This is a genomic window from Acinetobacter calcoaceticus, assembly GCF_051947995.1.
GTDB lineage: Bacteria > Pseudomonadota > Gammaproteobacteria > Pseudomonadales > Moraxellaceae > Acinetobacter.
Genome location: NZ_JBLVVH010000008.1, coordinates 96,490 through 114,948, shown reverse-complemented (window position 1 = coordinate 114,948; position 18,459 = coordinate 96,490). Strand labels below are relative to the sequence as shown.

General features: G+C 43.2%; 13 protein-coding genes. 12 read left to right on the top strand and 1 reads right to left on the bottom strand.

Going from position 1 to position 18,459, the window contains the following annotated elements; all coding sequences use genetic code 11:
• Nucleotides 1-101 precede the first annotated feature (101 nt).
• The 9 genes from basE to dhbA all read left to right on the top strand — a co-directional run bounded on the left by basE (nucleotide 102) and on the right by dhbA (nucleotide 11,024).
• Nucleotides 102-1,730 (top strand): (2,3-dihydroxybenzoyl)adenylate synthase BasE, encoded by a 1,629-nt coding sequence (basE, locus tag ACNQO6_RS15035; protein WP_440209487.1) that lies wholly within the window; start codon nucleotides 102-104, stop codon nucleotides 1,728-1,730.
• Between the two features lie 18 nt (nucleotides 1,731-1,748).
• Nucleotides 1,749-2,618 carry an isochorismatase family protein gene (locus ACNQO6_RS15030; protein ID WP_440209486.1) on the top strand — a complete coding sequence of 290 codons (870 nt, stop codon included), beginning with the start codon at nucleotides 1,749-1,751 and terminating at the stop codon, nucleotides 2,616-2,618.
• A 115-nt stretch (nucleotides 2,619-2,733) separates the two neighbouring features.
• On the top strand, nucleotides 2,734-3,885 hold the full coding sequence (locus tag ACNQO6_RS15025) for a histidine decarboxylase (protein WP_440209485.1): 1,152 nt from the start codon (nucleotides 2,734-2,736) through the stop codon (nucleotides 3,883-3,885).
• 243 nt (nucleotides 3,886-4,128) lie between these two features.
• Nucleotides 4,129-5,739, top strand: coding sequence for an ATP-binding cassette domain-containing protein (locus ACNQO6_RS15020; RefSeq protein ID WP_440209484.1), 1,611 nt, complete (start codon nucleotides 4,129-4,131; stop codon nucleotides 5,737-5,739).
• Nucleotides 5,736-7,319, top strand: coding sequence for an ABC transporter ATP-binding protein (locus ACNQO6_RS15015; RefSeq protein WP_440209483.1), 1,584 nt, complete (start codon nucleotides 5,736-5,738; stop codon nucleotides 7,317-7,319). The genes ACNQO6_RS15020 and ACNQO6_RS15015 overlap by 4 nt, the downstream gene beginning before the upstream one ends.
• 67 nt (nucleotides 7,320-7,386) lie before the next feature.
• A complete protein-coding gene (locus tag ACNQO6_RS15010) occupies nucleotides 7,387-8,121 on the top strand; it encodes a thioesterase II family protein (RefSeq protein WP_440209482.1) in 735 nt (244 codons plus the stop codon).
• A gap of 9 nt (nucleotides 8,122-8,130) precedes the next feature.
• Nucleotides 8,131-8,886, top strand: a complete 756-nt coding sequence (locus tag ACNQO6_RS15005; protein ID WP_440209481.1) for a 4'-phosphopantetheinyl transferase family protein — start codon at nucleotides 8,131-8,133, stop codon at nucleotides 8,884-8,886.
• 124 nt (nucleotides 8,887-9,010) lie between these two features.
• A complete protein-coding gene (locus tag ACNQO6_RS15000) occupies nucleotides 9,011-10,180 on the top strand; it encodes an isochorismate synthase (protein WP_440209480.1) in 1,170 nt (389 codons plus the stop codon).
• Nucleotides 10,181-10,271: 91 nt separating this feature from the next.
• The gene (gene dhbA / locus ACNQO6_RS14995) at nucleotides 10,272-11,024 is read left to right on the top strand and encodes a 2,3-dihydro-2,3-dihydroxybenzoate dehydrogenase (protein WP_440209479.1); all 753 of its coding nucleotides are present in this window, start codon (nucleotides 10,272-10,274) and stop codon (nucleotides 11,022-11,024) included.
• 159 nt (nucleotides 11,025-11,183) lie between these two features.
• Here the strand turns inward: dhbA and ACNQO6_RS14990 are convergent, their stop codons facing one another.
• Nucleotides 11,184-12,350, bottom strand: a complete 1,167-nt coding sequence (locus tag ACNQO6_RS14990) for a hypothetical protein (RefSeq protein ID WP_440209478.1) — start codon at nucleotides 12,348-12,350, stop codon at nucleotides 11,184-11,186.
• A 584-nt stretch (nucleotides 12,351-12,934) separates the two neighbouring features.
• Between ACNQO6_RS14990 and ptsP the strand changes: the two genes are divergently transcribed.
• The 3 genes from ptsP to ACNQO6_RS14975 are packed head-to-tail and all read left to right on the top strand — an operon-like array spanning nucleotide 12,935 to nucleotide 18,438.
• Nucleotides 12,935-15,796, top strand: a complete 2,862-nt coding sequence (gene ptsP, locus ACNQO6_RS14985; RefSeq protein ID WP_440209477.1) for a phosphoenolpyruvate--protein phosphotransferase — start codon at nucleotides 12,935-12,937, stop codon at nucleotides 15,794-15,796.
• Nucleotides 15,789-16,739 (top strand): 1-phosphofructokinase, encoded by a 951-nt coding sequence (pfkB, locus tag ACNQO6_RS14980; RefSeq protein ID WP_440209476.1) that lies wholly within the window; start codon nucleotides 15,789-15,791, stop codon nucleotides 16,737-16,739. The genes ptsP and pfkB overlap by 8 nt, the downstream gene beginning before the upstream one ends.
• On the top strand, nucleotides 16,726-18,438 hold the full coding sequence (locus tag ACNQO6_RS14975; protein WP_440209475.1) for a fructose-specific PTS transporter subunit EIIC: 1,713 nt from the start codon (nucleotides 16,726-16,728) through the stop codon (nucleotides 18,436-18,438). The genes pfkB and ACNQO6_RS14975 overlap by 14 nt, the downstream gene beginning before the upstream one ends.
• Nucleotides 18,439-18,459 lie beyond the last annotated feature (21 nt).

Below are 18,459 nucleotides of genomic sequence, written 5' to 3'. Positions count from 1 at the left end.
TGGTCGGTATTTAAATTAAATATCTATACCGATATTTAATAAAAGTTACGAATAATCAATAGCTTGATAACCATTAAATTAAATCGAATATTTAGAATGCCATGAAAAATCAGTTGATTGAGTTTGTTCGCTGGCCCAAAGAGCGGGCACAACATTATCGAAATAAAGGGTATTGGATTGACCAGCCTTTGACGCGTATTTTAACGGCAGGGGTTCAATCGCATCCGCATTCGCCAGCCATTATTTGTGGTGAGCGACAGTTGAGTTATATCGAGCTGGATCGGTTATCAACAAATCTAGCGACTCGACTCGCTGAAAAAGGCTTGGGCAAGGGGGATACTGCTTTAGTACAACTTCCCAATATTGCAGAGTTTTATATTGTGTTTTTTGCCTTGCTTAAGACGGGTGTGGTTGCGCTCAATACGCTATATAGCCATCGTCAATATGAACTCAATGCCTTTATTCAACAGATTCAACCTAAGCTTTTAATTGCTTCGCGTCAGCATGAAGTATTTAGCAATAATCAATTCATTGATTCACTTGATGACGTAAATTTAAGCCCTGACATTATTTTGATGCTCAATCATCAAGTCACTGATTGCGGACTATTAGACTGGATTGAAACACCCGCAGAAACCTGTATCGATTTTTCATCTACACCTGCCGATGAAGTTGCTTTCTTTCAGTTGTCAGGCGGAAGTACGGGAACACCAAAACTTATTCCACGTACCCATAATGACTATGACTATAGTGTGCGGGCCAGTGCCGAGATTTGTGGTTTAAGCCCGAATACCCGCTTATTGTGTGCGCTACCAGCGCCGCATAACTTTATGTTGAGTTCACCGGGTGCATTAGGGGTTTTACATGCTGGTGGATGTGTTGTGATGGCCCCCAATCCTGAACCGCTGAATTGCTTTTCTCTTATTCAGAGACATCAAGTCAATATGGCCGCTTTAGTGCCAAGTGCCGTCATTATGTGGCTGGAAAAAGCCGCACACTATCAAGATCAAATTCAGTCTTTAAGGTTGCTTCAGGTGGGGGGAGCCAGCTTCCCTGAATCTTTAGCCCGTCAAGTACCTGAAGTCCTCAACTGTAAATTACAACAAGTCTTTGGAATGGCAGAAGGCTTGGTCAATTACACCCGACTCGATGACGCCGATGAGCAAATATTTACGACACAAGGGCGTCCTATCAGTTCTGATGATGAAATCAAAATTGTAGATGAGCAGTACAGAGAAGTTCCGGAAGGTGAAATAGGGATGCTTGCGACTCGCGGTCCTTATACCTTTTGTGGTTATTACCGCAGCCCTGAACATAATTCACAGGTCTTTGATCAGGACAACTATTACTATTCTGGCGATCTGGTGCAGCGTACTCCTGAGGGGAATTTACGGGTCGTCGGCAGAATTAAAGACCAGATTAACCGCGGTGGTGAAAAGATTGCGTCGGAAGAAATTGAAAAACTTATTCTTTTGCATCCGGACGTTATTCACGTTGCTCTGGTTGCAATTGTGGACGAGAAATTCGGTGAAAAGAGTTGTGCCTTTATTGTTGCCCGTCATCCTGAACTTAAAGCTGTGGCGCTGAGACGCCATCTCATGGAGTTGGGGATTGCACAATATAAGCTGCCAGACCAGATCAAATTAATTGCAAGCTTGCCCCTGACCGCTGTTGGTAAGGTGGATAAAAAACAGCTTCGCAGCCTATTAAATACCGCTATAACATCTTGAATAAATATTGAGCAAAATATGGCTATTGCAAAAATTTCTACTTATCTGATGCCCGCACCACAAAGTTATCCAGCTAACAAAACAGACTGGCAGTTAGAGCCTAAGCGGGCAGTTTTATTAATTCATGATATGCAACGTTACTTTTTAAATTTTTACGATGCGGAAAGTGAATTAATTAAAACGGTTGTTAATCATTTGGTTCGACTCAGAAGTTGGGCGCATCAGAATAATGTTCCTGTGGTCTATACGGCACAGCCTTATGAACAACCAGAGGCAGATCGTGCATTATTGAATGCGATGTGGGGACCGGGTTTGCCCGCTTCAACCATCGATCAGCAAAGCATTATTGATCAACTTTCTCCTGCTGAACATGACATTGTCCTCACGAAATGGCGTTATAGCGCGTTTAAACGTTCGGATTTGCTTGAAAGAATGCAAAACTGGAATCGTGACCAGCTCATTATTGGCGGTGTCTATGCCCATATCGGCTGTATGGTGACGGCAGTTGAAGCCTTTATGAATGATATACAAGCTTTTCTTGTTGGGGATGCAGTCGCCGATTTTTCTGAAGAAGAACATCGTTTAGCGTTGCAATATGTCTCTTCACGCTGTGGGCAGGTCGTGGACACTGAATCTGTCGTGGGACAAGCGACAAGTGCCATTACCCGGCCTTGGTTAGAGCAAAAAGTCCAGCAGCTCATAGAAGAGGAAGAATTAGATCCAGAGGAAAATCTGATTATGTATGGATTGGACTCCTTACGGATTATGCAGTTTTCTTCGGAACTGAAAGCGCAGGGAATCAATATTAGTTTTGAAGAATTAGGACGCACACCGACTTTATCAAATTGGTGGTCGTTGGTTGATGCACGGCAAAGGATTGCGGGGTAAAGGGTTGCCACCATAAGGCATACGACAATTCCTGGTCGCTAAATTTATACATGAAATTGATATCTTTGATAGCGACTCCTTAGACGACGTGTTCGTCATATGAACGGAGCAAGAAATGAATTTATCGCCTGCTGATCATGAGAAAATAGAGAAATTCTGGCATTACTGCTTAAAACATCAATACTTCAATATTGGCTATCCTGAATCTGCAGATTTTGATTATTCCGCTTTATTCTGTTTTTTCAAATTTTCTATTAATAATTGTGGTGATTGGAAAGACGTGAGCAATTATGCATTGAATTCTTTTGATTTTGAAAAAGATGTGATGGCCTATTTTGCTGAAATTTTTCAAATTGCTTTTGAGGAAAGCTGGGGATACGTGACCAATGGGGGGACAGAAGGCAATATGTTTGGCTGTTATCTGGCACGTGAATTATTCCCGGATTCGACACTCTATTACTCAAAAGATACGCATTATTCGGTTGGAAAAATTGCCAAATTATTGCAGATGAAATCTTGTGTGGTTGAATCATTGGCGAATGGTGAAATCGACTATGATGATTTAATGGATAAAATAAAAACCAATAAAGAAACACATCCCATTATTTTTGCAAATATTGGTACCACCATGACCGGCGCAATTGATGACATTACAATGATTCAACAGCGCCTGGAGCAAATCGGGATATTGCGTCGAGATTATTATATTCATGCCGACGCTGCCCTAAGTGGCATGATTTTACCTTTCGTCGATCAACCTCAGGCATTTTCTTTTGCGGATGGGATCGACTCGATCTGTGTGTCTGGTCATAAAATGATTGGTTCACCGATTCCGTGTGGCATTGTTGTGGCCAAACGTCAAAATGTAGAGCGTATATCGGTAGATGTGGACTATATCTCTACACGTGATCAAACCATTAGTGGTTCTCGCAATGGGCATACGGTTCTGTTGATGTGGGCGGCTCTTCGTAGCCAAACCAATTTACAAAGACGACAGAGAATCCAACATTGTCTCAAAATGGCCCAGTATGCGGTTGATCGCTTTCATGCAGTGGGAATTCCGGCATGGCGCAATCCGAATTCAATCACGGTGGTATTTCCGTGTCCTTCTGAGCATGTCTGGAAAAAGCATTATCTGGCCACTTCAGGAAATATGGCGCATCTAATTACCACGGCACATCATCGAGATACACGTCAGATTGACCAGTTAATTGACGACGTTATTTTTGATCTGCAAGGCGCCGCTAAACGTACAGTCGGTTTTTAGTCTTATACAGCAAAATATTTTGGACGAATCCATATTCATTTTTACAGTCTAAAAAAGAATTAAAAATATTTTAACCGGATTATTGGGAATTGATGATGCAATTAAATTTTCTAAAAAAATACTGTTTATCAGTTTTTCTTGTTCATGCTTCTGTAATACCAGCAAGGGCGCCTGTTGCAGGTCAATTACTGCGTAACTTTATCTTAAGTGCCGCTTTTTCTATGAATATAAAGAGAGTTAAGCATGTCTGATTTAAAGTTATTTCATCTAATGACAGACTCTTCCTTGGTACCTGCACTCAAGCCAGCATTTCCCAAATTATTGGCCGGAACGCTTGCTGCGGTATGTTCAGGTCTAGCCATGTTAACGGCGCTCTGGGGGATGATTCAGTTGATCGGTTATTTGTCGGCGTACTGGGTGATCTTTTCAACGGTTTTCTGGATGATCGGGGCAGTGCTGGCTGCACTGGCTTCATGGTTAGTACATGATGCAGAGGCAGGATTTTCGGCACGATTACGTCGTCAAATTGCTCATCATTTGATTCGGTTACCGACGACCACCTTATCAAAGCAGGGCGACCAAAGCCTAAAACGACTGGTTTCAGATGATATCGCAGCCTTACATCATATGGTGGCGCATTTACCGTCGGAAATTGCGATTTTTGCTGTGATCCCTTTAGTTTCTATTGTGTTATTAATGGCCTTGGTGGGCCCGATGGCGCTGTGGGTGTTATTACCGGGTGCAATTGCTTCACTCTATTATTTAATTATTGTTCCCCATGTATCAAAACGGGATGGCGCTGCCCGTATGCAGGTCATGATGGATATTATTGGTACAGCTGATGATTATGCGCGTGGCATACGTGATAACCGAATATATGGGCAGCAATCAGGTGCCTTAACGGCCTATACTCAAGCAGCACAAAATTTCACCCAAAATATGGTGTCCTGGGTAAGCAAAGTCGCCACATTAGCTGCTGTTGCCACGGCATTGCTACAAGCGGTTGCAACCTTTGCCATCGCCTATCTGGTTGCCTATCAATACGACAGCATGACCTTGGCGGCAACACTTTTCTTTAGTCTGGCCATCGTGACACCTTCACTACGATTAGGGCATGGTCTTGATTATGTGGCGGCTGGACGAGCTGCAGCGACGCGTTTATCTGCATTCTTGGAAGAACCGGTACTCTCATCTGGCAATCTACAACAGATTGAGGAAGAGCTAACACTTGAAATCGTTAATGCAAGCTTTGCAATTGAAAATCAAAAAGTATTGGACCGATTAAGTTATTCATTTCCAAAAAATTCAATAACTGCAATTACGGGACCGAGTGGCGTTGGGAAAACGACCTTACTGCGCGCACTTGCTGGATTAGCCGAATTGCAACAAGGAGCCGTTCAATTAGCAAAAACAGATATTTTGCAATTACATGAAAAGTTGAGACATGAAAAGATTTTGTTTATTCCACAAGGTGGAGATGTATTACCGACCACAGTAAGAGAAAACCTGTCCTTATCGGCCGTGAATGCAAATGATGAGCAACTTGAACAGGCATTACGCAAGGCCCAACTAAAAGTAGATTTAGATGCAGATGCAACTTTACTTTCAGGTGGTGAAAAACAGCGCATAGGAATAGCACGGGCGTTTTTATCCTCAGCGCCTATTGTTTTATTAGATGAGCCCACCAGCGCACTCGATCAGACCAATGCGACAAAAATAATATTGGAATTAAGCCTCTTGGCTAAAAAGCAGCATAAAACCATCGTCATGGTCACTCATGATCTCGCCTTAGCTGCTCATGCCGACAACAGCTTGGTGCTTAACGGTCCAACTGACTCAGGAAAATCTGTATGAATACTGCTGCTGAATTAAATAAAGATCCGATTTTCTCGATGCTTCCTCGTACAGCCAAACAAAAATTAATGATTGTTGGGTTGGGATGGATCGTTGTGGCGGCAATTGAAGCAATCGCATACACCGTCTTGGCCTTTGCAATTGTGAATCAATGGTCGCCAAGCTGGGTGGTGATCAGTGCCATTGCCGCAATATTCGTGACAGTGGTCGTCACTCGTGCTGGCTTTCTCACGGGCGTGCGCTTAGCGGGGGACCTATTTGCTGAGCTGGGCAAAGCTTTAGCGCGTGCCAAGCTCTCCTGGTTTAGCAATGAACAGCGTGCCCATATCAAGACAATTGCCGGACAGGGAATTCCCGGGTTTATGAGTATTCCGGCTCATCAATTGCAAACCTTTTTACATGCGCCTTTTATGCCTTTGTTTCTCACCATAGGCATGGGCATGCTTGCCGGAGTCGGGGTAACATTCGTTGCTTTAGGCTTAGTTTTATTCTCTTTATTTGCTCAATTTCTGGCACAACGTGCACTCATGCATAGTGATCAAAAGCGTCATACTGCCGATCTAATGGCTGCACAAGCAACGCTGGAACTGGTGGACCATGTTGAGTTATTACGTACGGCAGCCGGTCCTGAACGTGCGGTCCAAAGGCTGGAACATCGTTGGCAAGAACAAGAAACGACTTTAATCGGTATTAATCGTGCTGCCGCATTTGCAAGTTTTGTGGCAACCCTGGCCAGTGTTTTACCGATTGCCGGGATGGCAACCTATCTACTGATGACCGGTGTCAATCAAGCTGCTTTGGTGTTGGCCTTACTCGTCTTAATTGGACGTGCGGCAGCACCCTTAGCTGAACTTGCTACCGCAGGGTTACATATCAATGATTTGTTTGCTGCCCTACGGAACTTCAATCAGATCACACATCCCCCGGAGTTGCCTGAGCCATTACATCCTCAAATTCCTACGGATCATCATATTGCGGTACAAAACATGAGTTATGCACCCGTACTTGAAAATATATCATTCGACATTGCATTGGGGAGCAGAGTATGGGTGACCGGACCAAGCGGTAGTGGTAAGAGTACTTTACTTGAATTGCTGACCCGCTTTGATGATCCCCAAAGAGGAAAAATCACATTGGGTGGCATTGCTCTTGATCAAATGAAATATCAAGATCTGGTTGCAAATATCGCTTATGTCACCCAAGAACCGATTTTGTTCACGGGAACACTGGCTGAAAATATCCGTTTAGGAAAACCTGATGCAACGGATGATGAAGTCGAAATGGCTGCAAGGACTGCGGTATTAGGCGCAATTCTTGACCGTAGTCCAGAAGGCATTCATCAATCTGTGGGGAAGCAAGGCGCCGTATTGTCGGGAGGCGAACGACAGCGAGTGGCAATTGCGCGAGCATTACTCAAAAATGCACCAATCTTAATCCTTGATGAAGCCACTTCTGCCTTGGATGAAGGAACTGAACAGGAAATCGTTACAGCGATACGTACTCTTTCTTCTACGGTTATTTTTGTGACCCATCGTGATTCAGCCATTTGGCAGCCAACTCAAATATTAACTTTAGCCTAAGCTATTTCGTTTATGCAGCGCCCCCTGAGCATTTTGTCATGCTCAGGGGGTGCTAGGATTATTAAAAATGAATAAACATCAATATCATATGTTTTGCTTGCCGCCAGCAGGGAGTAGCGCGAGTATTTATCATTCATGGAAAAAGCAGATTTCTGACCATATTGTTATTATTCCAATTGAATATTCGGGCCATGGTATAAAAATAAATGAACCATTGATTGATGATCCTGACTTATTGGCGATGCAAATTGTCAATGAAATACAAGCTTACTCAGACAAGCCGTTTATTTTGTTTGGACATAGTGTGGGAGGGGGCTTGATCTGGAAGGTGCTCAATCATTTGAGTGAAAAAGACATGCTTGATCAGTTGAAATTAATCGTTATAAGTAGCCGACCTGAGCATCATCATATTCAGCATATGCGCTACAAACATGAGCTAACTGATGAGAAAATTATTGATGAATTAAAGCGATACAACAATTTCCCTGACGAAATTTTAAATCATCCAGATGCACTCAAGTTTTTTCTCAACATTATCCGTAATGATTTTCATCTGAGTGACCGATTACTCAGCGAGAGCATTCATAAGACTGAGGTTCCGGTTGTTGCATTCTATGGTAAACAGGACCCGGATATCCCTGACAAGACGATGATGGATGCATGGCAACAACACACTGAAAACTGGTTGGGTAGTATCGAGTTTGAAGGGGATCATTTCTACTTTCTCAATGCCGAGATCCGAGTCAAAATGCTTGAAAAAATAGCCGCTATCATTGAAACATTGCACATACATATTGAATAAATACAGACGATGAAGAGCGATAATCCGTTAAATAGCGCATTCAATGCTTGTCTGGATGACCTAAATATTCACTATGAAAAGTTAACGGCTTTTGGAGTAGAGATACATAAAGTCCAGCTCAGTCAAATCAAAGACAGATCTAAACTTGATCATCTATATCGGGAGCTGGATATATTTCTTCCAGCGAAGATTGCAGGTGCACGCTTCATTCGTCAATTCGAATTTCTGGCAGGGCGTTTAGCTGCCAAATATGCATTAGAAAGCTTCAACTTACAGGATTTTATTGTCCATCAAGGCCAACAAGGTGAACCACTCTGGCCAGAAGGAGTCATTGGAGGGATTAGCCATGTGCGATCGGAAAAAAAATGTCATGCCATCGCCTATGCTAAAAATCATACCTTTAAAGAAAAAATATTTGGAATCGATATAGAGTCTCAAAAACACGATATTTTTTTTAATCAAAAAGATGAATTTTATGATGTTTTTTTAAATGGAACTGAACAGGAAGAAATGAAAAGACTGCGGAAAAGTCAGGCATATCTGGATGTGACAATATTCTCCGCGAAAGAAAGTGTCATGAAAGCATTCTATTTAAAATACAAACAAATTGTTGATTTTAAAAATATAAAATTTAAAGCGCTAGCGGGTGATTTTCTTTATTTTGATGTCATGCAACAGCCTTTAATGCAGAGAAACCTGGAGGTTAAGGTTCATTTTTTCTATACCGATGACGAGATCATTACAATTTCGGGCCTTGAAAATTAAATTTTTTATTGATAATAATAATCATTTGCATTAATGTGTGTATCAGTATTTTTATACGCCTATATTTAAAAACAAGTACGACAGCATTTACTTGAAAAAAATCAATGTGAGAGGTGATAGATAGATGATGCAGACTCAAGTATCAGAACCACAAAATTTAGATCATGACGGCCAAAACAAATTTTCATGTTTTTCAACCAAGAACTACCATCTCGAGGTGAATGACTTCGTTAAAACGATCAATACACCTGCAGCAGATACCGCACTATTTAATGAAGAGATTGCGAAATGTTTTGCAGAAATTAAAGCACAAGGGCATCAAAATCCGGTTTTAATTGGTGCTCTACCTTTTGATATTACAAAGAAAAGTAGCTTAAATTTTTATGCTGATTATAAAAAAATAACGCAGCCATCTTTGACGGATCATGCATTAAAAAATATGAATAATATTGAAGTCATTCATAAATCATTACTGATTCAACGTCAAAAATTTGAAGGAGCAGTACAGTTAGCCCTAGATGCTTTTGAGAAAAAAAAGGTAGAAAAAGTTGTACTTTCCCAAGCAGTTGAATACGAATTTAATCACCGGCAACAACCACAAAACCTATTGGCTGCCTTATTAAAACAAAATCCAAATGCCTATAATTTTGTGATTCCGGTCGAACATCATAATTATATTCTAGGTGCAAGTCCTGAACTGCTTTTATCAAAACAGGGACGTCTTGTAATGAGTAATCCATTGGCCGGTTCTCGACCTAAATCCCGGATTTCTGAAAAAAATCGAGTCAGCCAACAAGAACTCCATCACTCGGAAAAAGATCAGAACGAACATCGGATTGTAGTCGAAAATATTATAAAAAATCTGGCCACATATTGTGTCGAGCTCAAAGTCTCTGAATTTCCGGATATTTTAGAAACATCAACAATGCTGCATTTATCCTCAGAATTTCAGGGCGTACTCAAACAGCGGGCACCGGATGCATTGAATCTGGCATTGGAATTACATCCAACGCCAGCAGTCTGCGGCGCACCGACTGATGTTGCCAAGCAATTTATTTTAGATCATGAAGGTTATGACCGACAGTATTATACGGGGTTAGTCGGTTGGATGGATGCGGAAGGTAATGGGGAATGGGTAGTGACCATTCGATGTGGCTTACTCAGTGAAAACAAGATGCGCTTGTATGCGGGTGCGGGCATTGTAGCAGGATCCGATGCTGAATCTGAATGGCTGGAAACGGAAGCCAAAATGCAGACCATGTTAAATATTTTTAATACAAGCAGCGCTGTTTGAGGATGCGTTTTGCTCAGGCCTTGCCAGACAGCGTGCATCTCTGGGCTGATCATTCCAAGCTGGATATAGAATATATAATGAGAATTGAATTGTGAATACGACTGAGAAAAAAATTGCATGGGTTGTTGGCGTCAACCTGGGGATTGGACTGGAGGTCATGCAGCGTCTATGTGCTGAAAATATACAGGTGGTCGGTATAGATAAAGCAAACGATCAAGTTCCTGAGCCGTTTAAGGAGATGATCCAGATTTGTGACATACGCGATGAACAGCAAATTTCTAATCTCTGTCGTAGATTGTTAATCAACAGTCCTCCTGATTATTTTATCCATGTTGCGGGAGTCTTACATTTGGGGCAGCATGATGAAATGACATTTGCCCAATGGAGAGAAACATTTGAAGTCAATCTATTTTCTCCCTTTCATTTTTTTCACCATTTAAGTCCATATTTTAAAAAGAAAATGAGTGGAAATATTGTGATGATTTCTTCTAATGCCACCAAAGTACCCCGCATGGGTATGTCTGCATATGGTGCATCTAAATCTGCGCTCACCTATTTCAGCAAAACAGTGGCGCTGGAACTGGCTCAATATGGTATACGCGTCAATATTGTCTCGCCAGGTTCAACAGCGACGGCGATGCAATATCAGTTATGGACCAATCCAGAAGGTGAAAAAAATACAATTACAGGGAATCTTGAGCAGTTTAAGGTGGGAATACCGCTAAAGAAAATTGCGAAAGTAGAAGATATCGCCAATGCGGTCATGTTTTTCATCAGTGACCAATCCTCCCATATTACCATGCATGATTTAGTGATTGATGGTGGCGCAAGCTTGGGGAGTTGAATACTTGGCGAGTTAAGCCCACTGAGTGCTTATTGATGAATATCACACCCTCGAAAGTTGAGCTTATGTGAGTAAAGATGAGTTACAAATACATCGCTGTATTTAGGGAACAAGCGCAATCAAACCAGATTGCGTTTGTTCCATGATGTCTACGACAAATTAAAAATGGTACTGGAACATGACATTCACGAGTTTATTCCATTTACCGTCATCTCCCTGTGCGAGTGAACTGCTGTTTCCGCCGACAAAGGGGTCATTTTTACTCATCACATATTCTGTATTTAAAGACATATTCTTGTATCCCCAAGTGACACCTAGAATATTTCTCTGAGAGTCATTAAAGTTTTGTTCCTGTTTATGAAAACCACTGAATACCAGATAAGGAGTTACATTGAGCGACTCCATCACGTCTTTAAATACATAGCTGGTATCAAGCGTATAGAAATAACCTGTGTTGGCAATGTCATATTCGCTATCAAATGAGCCAAAAGTTGACTGATCAGGGCTTAAGGCATCCTTATTGCGAATCGACTGTTTGCCGCCCGTCAGCACAACATTCAGGTTTTTATAATGAATGCGATTAAACAATGCCCAGGTATTTCTTGAACCGTCAGCCCCATTCTTGTTATTTTCAATGTCTGAGTACCAATAACTTCCACCTACCGATACATTGAGATCATCACGGCTTAAAAGCGCCTGATCCACTCGCGCCATCCACATATTTTTTTCGTTTAAATTGGTTTTTAATGGATCGGAAGAGTGGACCATATTGGCTGTGTAACGGGCTGAATCCTGACTTGCGCCATGATAGTTGCCCCCATCGCTGGCAAAATAGGCCAGATCGATTTTGGTTAAGGAAGGCAGTTCAGTGTGATAATTTATCCCTAAATTGGTCGCATCCTGCAGCCCCATGGTATTGTTGAGCCCTGCATAAAAGCTACTATCCCAAAATCTTCCCGGACCAAAAGGGATTGGTTGCAGGCCCAGTGTAATATTATCCGTGGCATTTAAACGATAGCCCGCATAACCATAGACCAAGGTTGAAAAGTCACATAAACGGTCATATTGATAACAACGATATTCCAGCTTTCCAAACCAGTCCGAGCGCTCATAATCTAAACGTAAAATGGCAGCATCGAACTTAATTTTTTGATCGGAAGCTGGCTCGCCATAGTGTTTATCTTGATAGTTGGCGCGTAAGGTTCCTGAAACAGTTAAGGCGCCCAATTGATTTTGTGCATCACCCAATGTAATGCCAGCAGTGGCTGGTAAAGAAATCGCGAAGAGTAAAAAGCTTAAAGCAGATTGTGCGTAGATTTTTTTCAAAATATTATCCGTATTTATTCAATAAGTTAATTAATTTTCTATAAAAGAAAATACATGTTGAAAGGTCTCAAGGCGTTTTATGGTAATTGTTCATAACCGAATGGTCTAGTTTTTGTAGGGAATTTGGGACTGCAGAAAGGCGGTTTTAAGTCTAAAAAACATCGGGATTTGATGAAAATTTGGTCAGTTGGCCAATGTGGAATTTTAATCTTTTAAGCTTAATTTTATGTGGTCGGATACAGGTTGGGGCTTTGTGAATGTGTCGATGGAGAACAGACCTATCTAAGCCTGAATAGGCATTTTTGAAGGCAGTGGATTGAGCGCTTTGCTTTTTCATTCTATGAAGCTTGAGCGAAACGTTATGATTCAAGTGCTCGACTCTTTGGCACAAACTGGAAGCCAGATCAAGATTGGGCTAAAAAATATTCTGTGAGTGATTTTATTTTTCATAAGATTTGTGACTGTTAAAACGAGAACTCGACACCTTATTGTAGAATGGAGTCAAATTGGATGAACTTTTTTTATATTTCCTTCATTCATACTTAACGAACAATAACGGTTTCAACTTTTTTGAAGGACACTTTATGTTTGTACTTGAGCCAAAGCATGTACATATGAATCTACGTGCCAAGGATAAGGCAACAGCACTGCAATGTTTAGTTAATATTCTGGTTGAAGATCAGTTAACGACAGCAGAGTATTTGACGGGTTTACAGGATCGTGAAGCGCAGGGTGCCACTTATCTGGGACAAGGTATTGCCATTCCACATGGTACACCTCAGTCGCGTGAATTTATCAAACAGACCGGGATCCGGCTTGCGCATTTCCCGGAAGGTGTGGTGTGGGACGGGGAGCATAAAATTTATCTGGCTGTGGTCATCGCTGCCAAATCAGATGAGCATTTACAGGTTCTGCAAATCCTGACCCGCGCTTTAAATCACGATGTCAGTGTTCAGGTACAAACGGCAACCACGGCTGAGCAAATTATCGATATTTTGCAGGTACGCCCGGATACGTTGGTTATCCATGAAAATTTAATCCAGACCCAGACCCATGTTGAAGATATTGATGATTTTTTCTGTGCCGCAGCAAAATTATTAAAACAGCAAAAACTGGTGGAAGCGGGTTTCCTGAGCCAGTTAGATCCTAAAAACCTGATTCAGATTCAGGATGCCATCTGGACCATTTCAGGAAAAAATTACGTTGCAGAAGCCGCCGTCACTATTGTGAAATCCGATCAGATTCTGAATTTTGCACAGGGACAAATACAAACTCTAATCTGTATTGCCCAGCATGAGCAACTTGATACCGTACAGTTGAATCATTTAATTGATCTTCTATTTCAGTCAAATATTCAACAGCAACTTCAAACTGAACAAAGTCGCCATGAAATCGCCAAACTGATTGGTGCAGAAATTATTCCGGACTGGCCGTATCAGCCGGTGGTGCTTGCCAATAAGCATGGCTTGCATGCCCGTCCTGCTACGCAACTGGTCAATATCAGTAAAACATTTAAAGGTGACATTCAGGTTGCAGTGGATGGCGGCCCATATGTTTCCGCGAAAAGTCTGACCAAACTACTGGCTTTGGGTTGTCAATATGGGCAGACCCTGACCTTTATTGCTGAACCCAATACCGATGCCGTAGAAGGTCTCACGGCTATTGTTCAGGCGGTTAAAAATGGTTTGGGTGAAGAGGTTGAACCACTTGACCAATCTGAAACAGCTTCAATGGTTCAAGCAGAAACAGCGTGGGAAGAAATTGTTGATACGGATTTACCTGCTCAGGGAACAGCTGCATCTTCAGGTCTTGCTTTTGGCCCAGCCCATGTGATCAAACCGAAAAAATTTCAATATGAACGTTTTGGGCGCAACCTTAAAGCAGAAAAAGAAAAACTGGAAATCGCACTGTATAGCGTAAAAAACACGATTCACCAGCTCATCCTGAAAACCGAGATTGACGAGATTAAACAAATCTTTCAGGCACATCTGGAAATGCTGGACGACCCCGACCTGATTCAGCAGGTGCATCAGGGTTTAAATCAGAATTTAACAGCTGCAGCAGCATGGCATGACTATATTGAACAGGCTGCACAAACCCAGGCAGCGTTGAATGATCCACTGCTGGCAGAGCGCGCAGCGGATTTACGCGATATCGGAGACAAGGTTTTAAGTGTGCTGTGTGATGAGGTGATGCCGCTTGAACCTGAGCAAGCTTATATTCTGGTCATGCATGATCTTGGGCCTGGGGATGTGGCGCGTTTAGACAAAGACCGCGTAGCAGGAATTTTAACAGCTGTTGGTGGAGCATCGGCACATAGTGCGATTGTGGCACGCGCATTGGGCATACCTGCTGTGGTGGGTGCGGGTGAGCAGATTCTAAAGATTGAGACACAAACCACCGTGCTGATTAACGGTGACACGGGCGTAATTGATATTGATCCAGCAGCTGAGCAGATTGAGCAGGCGATTCGTGAGCGTGAGCAGCAAAAACAGCGACGTCAGCAAGCGGAACGCCATTGTCAGGAAGCAGCGATCACGATAGATCAGCATCAGGTTGAGATTGCAGCCAATATTGGCAAGATTCTGGATACCGCAAAGGCGGTTGATCATGGTGCGGAGGCGATTGGTTTATTGCGGACCGAGCTGGTGTTTATGGCACATCGTCAGGCGCCTAATGAAATTACCCAGGAAAAAGAATATCGTCATGTGCTGGATACCCTTGCAGGACGTCCACTGGTGGTACGGACACTGGATGTCGGTGGTGATAAGCCATTACCTTATTTGCCGATTGCTACCGAAGAAAATCCGTTTCTCGGTTTACGTGGAATCCGCCTGACCTTGAGGAAACCGCAACTCTTACGACAGCAGCTCATAGCCTTGGTCAAAGCCGCAGATGGACGTCCTTTACGGATTATGTTTCCGATGGTGGGGCGAATCGAAGAGTGGCGTGCAGCCAGACATATTCTGGATGAGGTGCTGGCAGAATATCCATGTGAAAACCTGCAAGTGGGAATCATGATTGAAGTCCCTTCAGCTGCCTTGCTCGCACCATTACTGGCCAAAGAAGTGGATTTCTTTAGTATCGGTACCAATGATTTAACCCAATATACCTTGGCGATTGACCGTGGACATCCCGTATTGTCTGCCGAAGCGGATGGATTACACCCAAGTATTTTATTATTGATTGATCAGGCAGTCCGGGCAGCACATGCACACCAAAAGTGGGTCGGGGTGTGTGGTGAACTGGCAGCCGATCCGAAGGCTGTTCCGGTTTTATTAGGCTTGGGGGTGGATGAACTGAGTATGTCTTCATCCAGTATTCCTTTGGTCAAAGCACAAATTCGGACTTTGAATTATGCAGATTGCCAGCAACTTGCTCAACGTGCTTTACAGTGTGAAAGTGCCACAGCAGTCCGTGATTTGGTGGAGTTGACGCATGGCTAAAATATTAACCATTACTTTAAACCCTGCGATTGATGTCACCGTTGAACTGGATGAATTACGAGTGGGTGAGGTCAACCGCCAGCAACAGGTACAATCTCATGCTGCAGGTAAGGGACTCAATGTTGCACAGGTGTTGCATGATCTTGGACATGAGCTGATTGTGTCAGGCTTTTTAGGGAAACAGAATCGGGCCTTGTTTGACCAGCATTTTCAGGCGATGCAGTTTGATAACCAATTCATCTATGTAGATGGTGAAACCCGCCAGAATATTAAGATTGCTGAACAGTCTGGACGAATGACCGATATTAATGCCAAGGGCTTTCGGGTGTCTGAGCATGATAAACAGGCATTTTTTGCGCGTATTCAGGCCTGCTCGCAACACATCGATTATGTTGTGATTGCTGGCAGTCTGGCTCAGGGTTTTAGCATAGATGATTTTAAGTACCTGATCTCGATCTTGCACAAACAGCACAAGCATGTTGCGATTGATAGCAGTGGGCAGGCCTTGGTGGCTGCGATTGAAATGAATCCGTGGATGATCAAACCCAATACCGATGAATTACAGGAAAGTTTTGGTGAAGCAGCTGAAAATTTTTCCCAACAGCTTGCCTTGTTCCAACGCTTAAATTGTCAGATTCAACATATTGTGATTTCGATGGGAGAAGCTGGTGTTAACTGGATCAATCCGGCACTGGCCTTGCATGCCAGTCCGCCTCACGTCACTGTAAAAAGTACCGTCGGTGCAGGTGATTCATTACTGGCAGGCATGGTGCATGGCTTGGTAAGTAACATGACAGCTGAGCAAACCCTCAAAACGGCTACCGCCATTGCCAGTCATGCAGTGACGCAAGTCGGCTTTCGTGTGCCTGAAGCTCAGCGACTGGAAGCGCTAAAACAACAAACCATAATCAACACTTTGGATAACTCTGATGCAAACAATTAAATCTGTTTTATTTGTGATCAATTCGCAACAGTATGTCAATGCGTTGATTCTGGCAAAAAAACTGTCTCAGCTGGCACAGCAGCAAGGCTATGACAGCGCGATCATTGCTGTGCAGGATCAACTTCCTGAACAAGATTTTGATACGGCTGTTTTTATCGGGCAGGCACCCTCACAACTTGAGGCTTTTAATGACTATGCGGTTGCCACTATTTCATTGCAGCAAGCGATGGATAATGCCGAGCAGTCTTTGCAGGATGCTTTAAGCAAGACCACGACAGTTGCACAATTGGCGACACAGCCAAATGATCAGCATCAGGCACAGAATTTTGTTGCGGTGACAGCTTGTCCAACAGGTGTGGCACATACCTTTATGGCGGCAGAAGCATTACAACAGGGTGCAGCTAAATTGGGTTATCGCATTCAGGTCGAAACACAAGGTTCGGTTGGTGCTAAAAATATCCTGACGGATGAAGCCATTGCTGCTGCGGATATTGTGATTCTGGCTACCGATATTGAAGTTAATACCGACCGTTTTGTGGGTAAACGCGTGTATCGTTGCGGTACAGGCTTTGCATTGAAGCAAACCGACAAGGCATTTGCGGAAGCAATCACGGAAGCCAAGCTTTTAGAATCCTCTAAACAAAACAGCCAAAAAGCCAATCCAGAGGCCAATAAGGAAAAAACAGGCGTTTATAAACACCTGTTGACCGGGGTGTCCTTTATGCTGCCAATGGTGGTAGCGGGCGGTTTGCTTATCGCGCTATCTCTGTGTTTTGGACTGAATGCGGCTGAGCAGGCGGGAAGTCTGGCTGCTGTATTAAAGCAGATTGGTGCGGCTGCTTTTAGCCTGATGGTGCCGATGCTTGCCGGATATATTGCTTATTCGATTGCGGATCGTCCGGGTCTGGCGCCTGGTCTGGTCGGTGGCCTCATCGCAACGCAATTAAATGCGGGCTTTTTAGGGGGGATCGTGGCTGGCTTTTTAGCTGGCTATATTGCCTTATTGCTAGCCAAAAAAATCAAGCTGCCTACCAGTCTGGAAGCCTTAAAGCCGATTTTAATTGTGCCCTTATTGGGAACATTATCCGTCGGTCTGATCATGTTTTATGTGGTGGGACATCCGGTCGCGCAAATTTTTGAGATGATGAAGGATTTCCTCAACAATATGGGCACCACCAACGCCGTGCTAATGGGTATCGTACTGGCTTCGATGATGTGTATTGATTTAGGCGGGCCGATTAATAAAGCAGCCTATGCCTTTACCGTGGGTTTATTGACCACCAATACCTATATGCCAATGGCCGCGACCATGGCTGGCGGAATGGTGCCTGCGATTGGGATGGCGATTGCAACCTTATTGGCAAAACAAAAGTTCAACCAAAGTGAGCGAGATGCAGGTAAGGCCGCATTTGTGCTGGGGCTATGCTTTATTTCTGAAGGGGCGATTCCATTTGCTGCCAAAGATCCGATTCGGGTAATTCCTGCCTGTATCGCAGGTGGGGCAGTCACAGGTGCCTTGGTGGCATTATTCCATTGTGAATTGGTGACACCGCATGGTGGGATTTTTGTGTTGCTCATTCCTAATGCGATTAGTCATGCCTGGCTTTATCTTGCCGCTATAGCAATTGGTAGCTGTATTACCGGTGTAATTTATGCGCTGTTAAAACGCCGTGAAGTGGTGGAGGTCCAGGCTACCTAGGCTTTGGGTCTTCTCCGTTAA

Coding starts and splice junctions, on each gene's coding strand:
- basE (WP_440209487.1), top strand. CDS start 102: ATGAAAAATCAGTTGATTGAGTTTGTTCGCTGGCCCAAAGAGCGGGCA.
- ACNQO6_RS15030 (WP_440209486.1), top strand. CDS start 1,749: ATGGCTATTGCAAAAATTTCTACTTATCTGATGCCCGCACCACAAAGT.
- ACNQO6_RS15025 (WP_440209485.1), top strand. CDS start 2,734: ATGAATTTATCGCCTGCTGATCATGAGAAAATAGAGAAATTCTGGCAT.
- ACNQO6_RS15020 (WP_440209484.1), top strand. CDS start 4,129: ATGTCTGATTTAAAGTTATTTCATCTAATGACAGACTCTTCCTTGGTA.
- ACNQO6_RS15015 (WP_440209483.1), top strand. CDS start 5,736: ATGAATACTGCTGCTGAATTAAATAAAGATCCGATTTTCTCGATGCTT.
- ACNQO6_RS15010 (WP_440209482.1), top strand. CDS start 7,387: ATGAATAAACATCAATATCATATGTTTTGCTTGCCGCCAGCAGGGAGT.
- ACNQO6_RS15005 (WP_440209481.1), top strand. CDS start 8,131: ATGAAGAGCGATAATCCGTTAAATAGCGCATTCAATGCTTGTCTGGAT.
- ACNQO6_RS15000 (WP_440209480.1), top strand. CDS start 9,011: ATGATGCAGACTCAAGTATCAGAACCACAAAATTTAGATCATGACGGC.
- ptsP (WP_440209477.1), top strand. CDS start 12,935: ATGTTTGTACTTGAGCCAAAGCATGTACATATGAATCTACGTGCCAAG.
- pfkB (WP_440209476.1), top strand. CDS start 15,789: ATGGCTAAAATATTAACCATTACTTTAAACCCTGCGATTGATGTCACC.
- ACNQO6_RS14975 (WP_440209475.1), top strand. CDS start 16,726: ATGCAAACAATTAAATCTGTTTTATTTGTGATCAATTCGCAACAGTAT.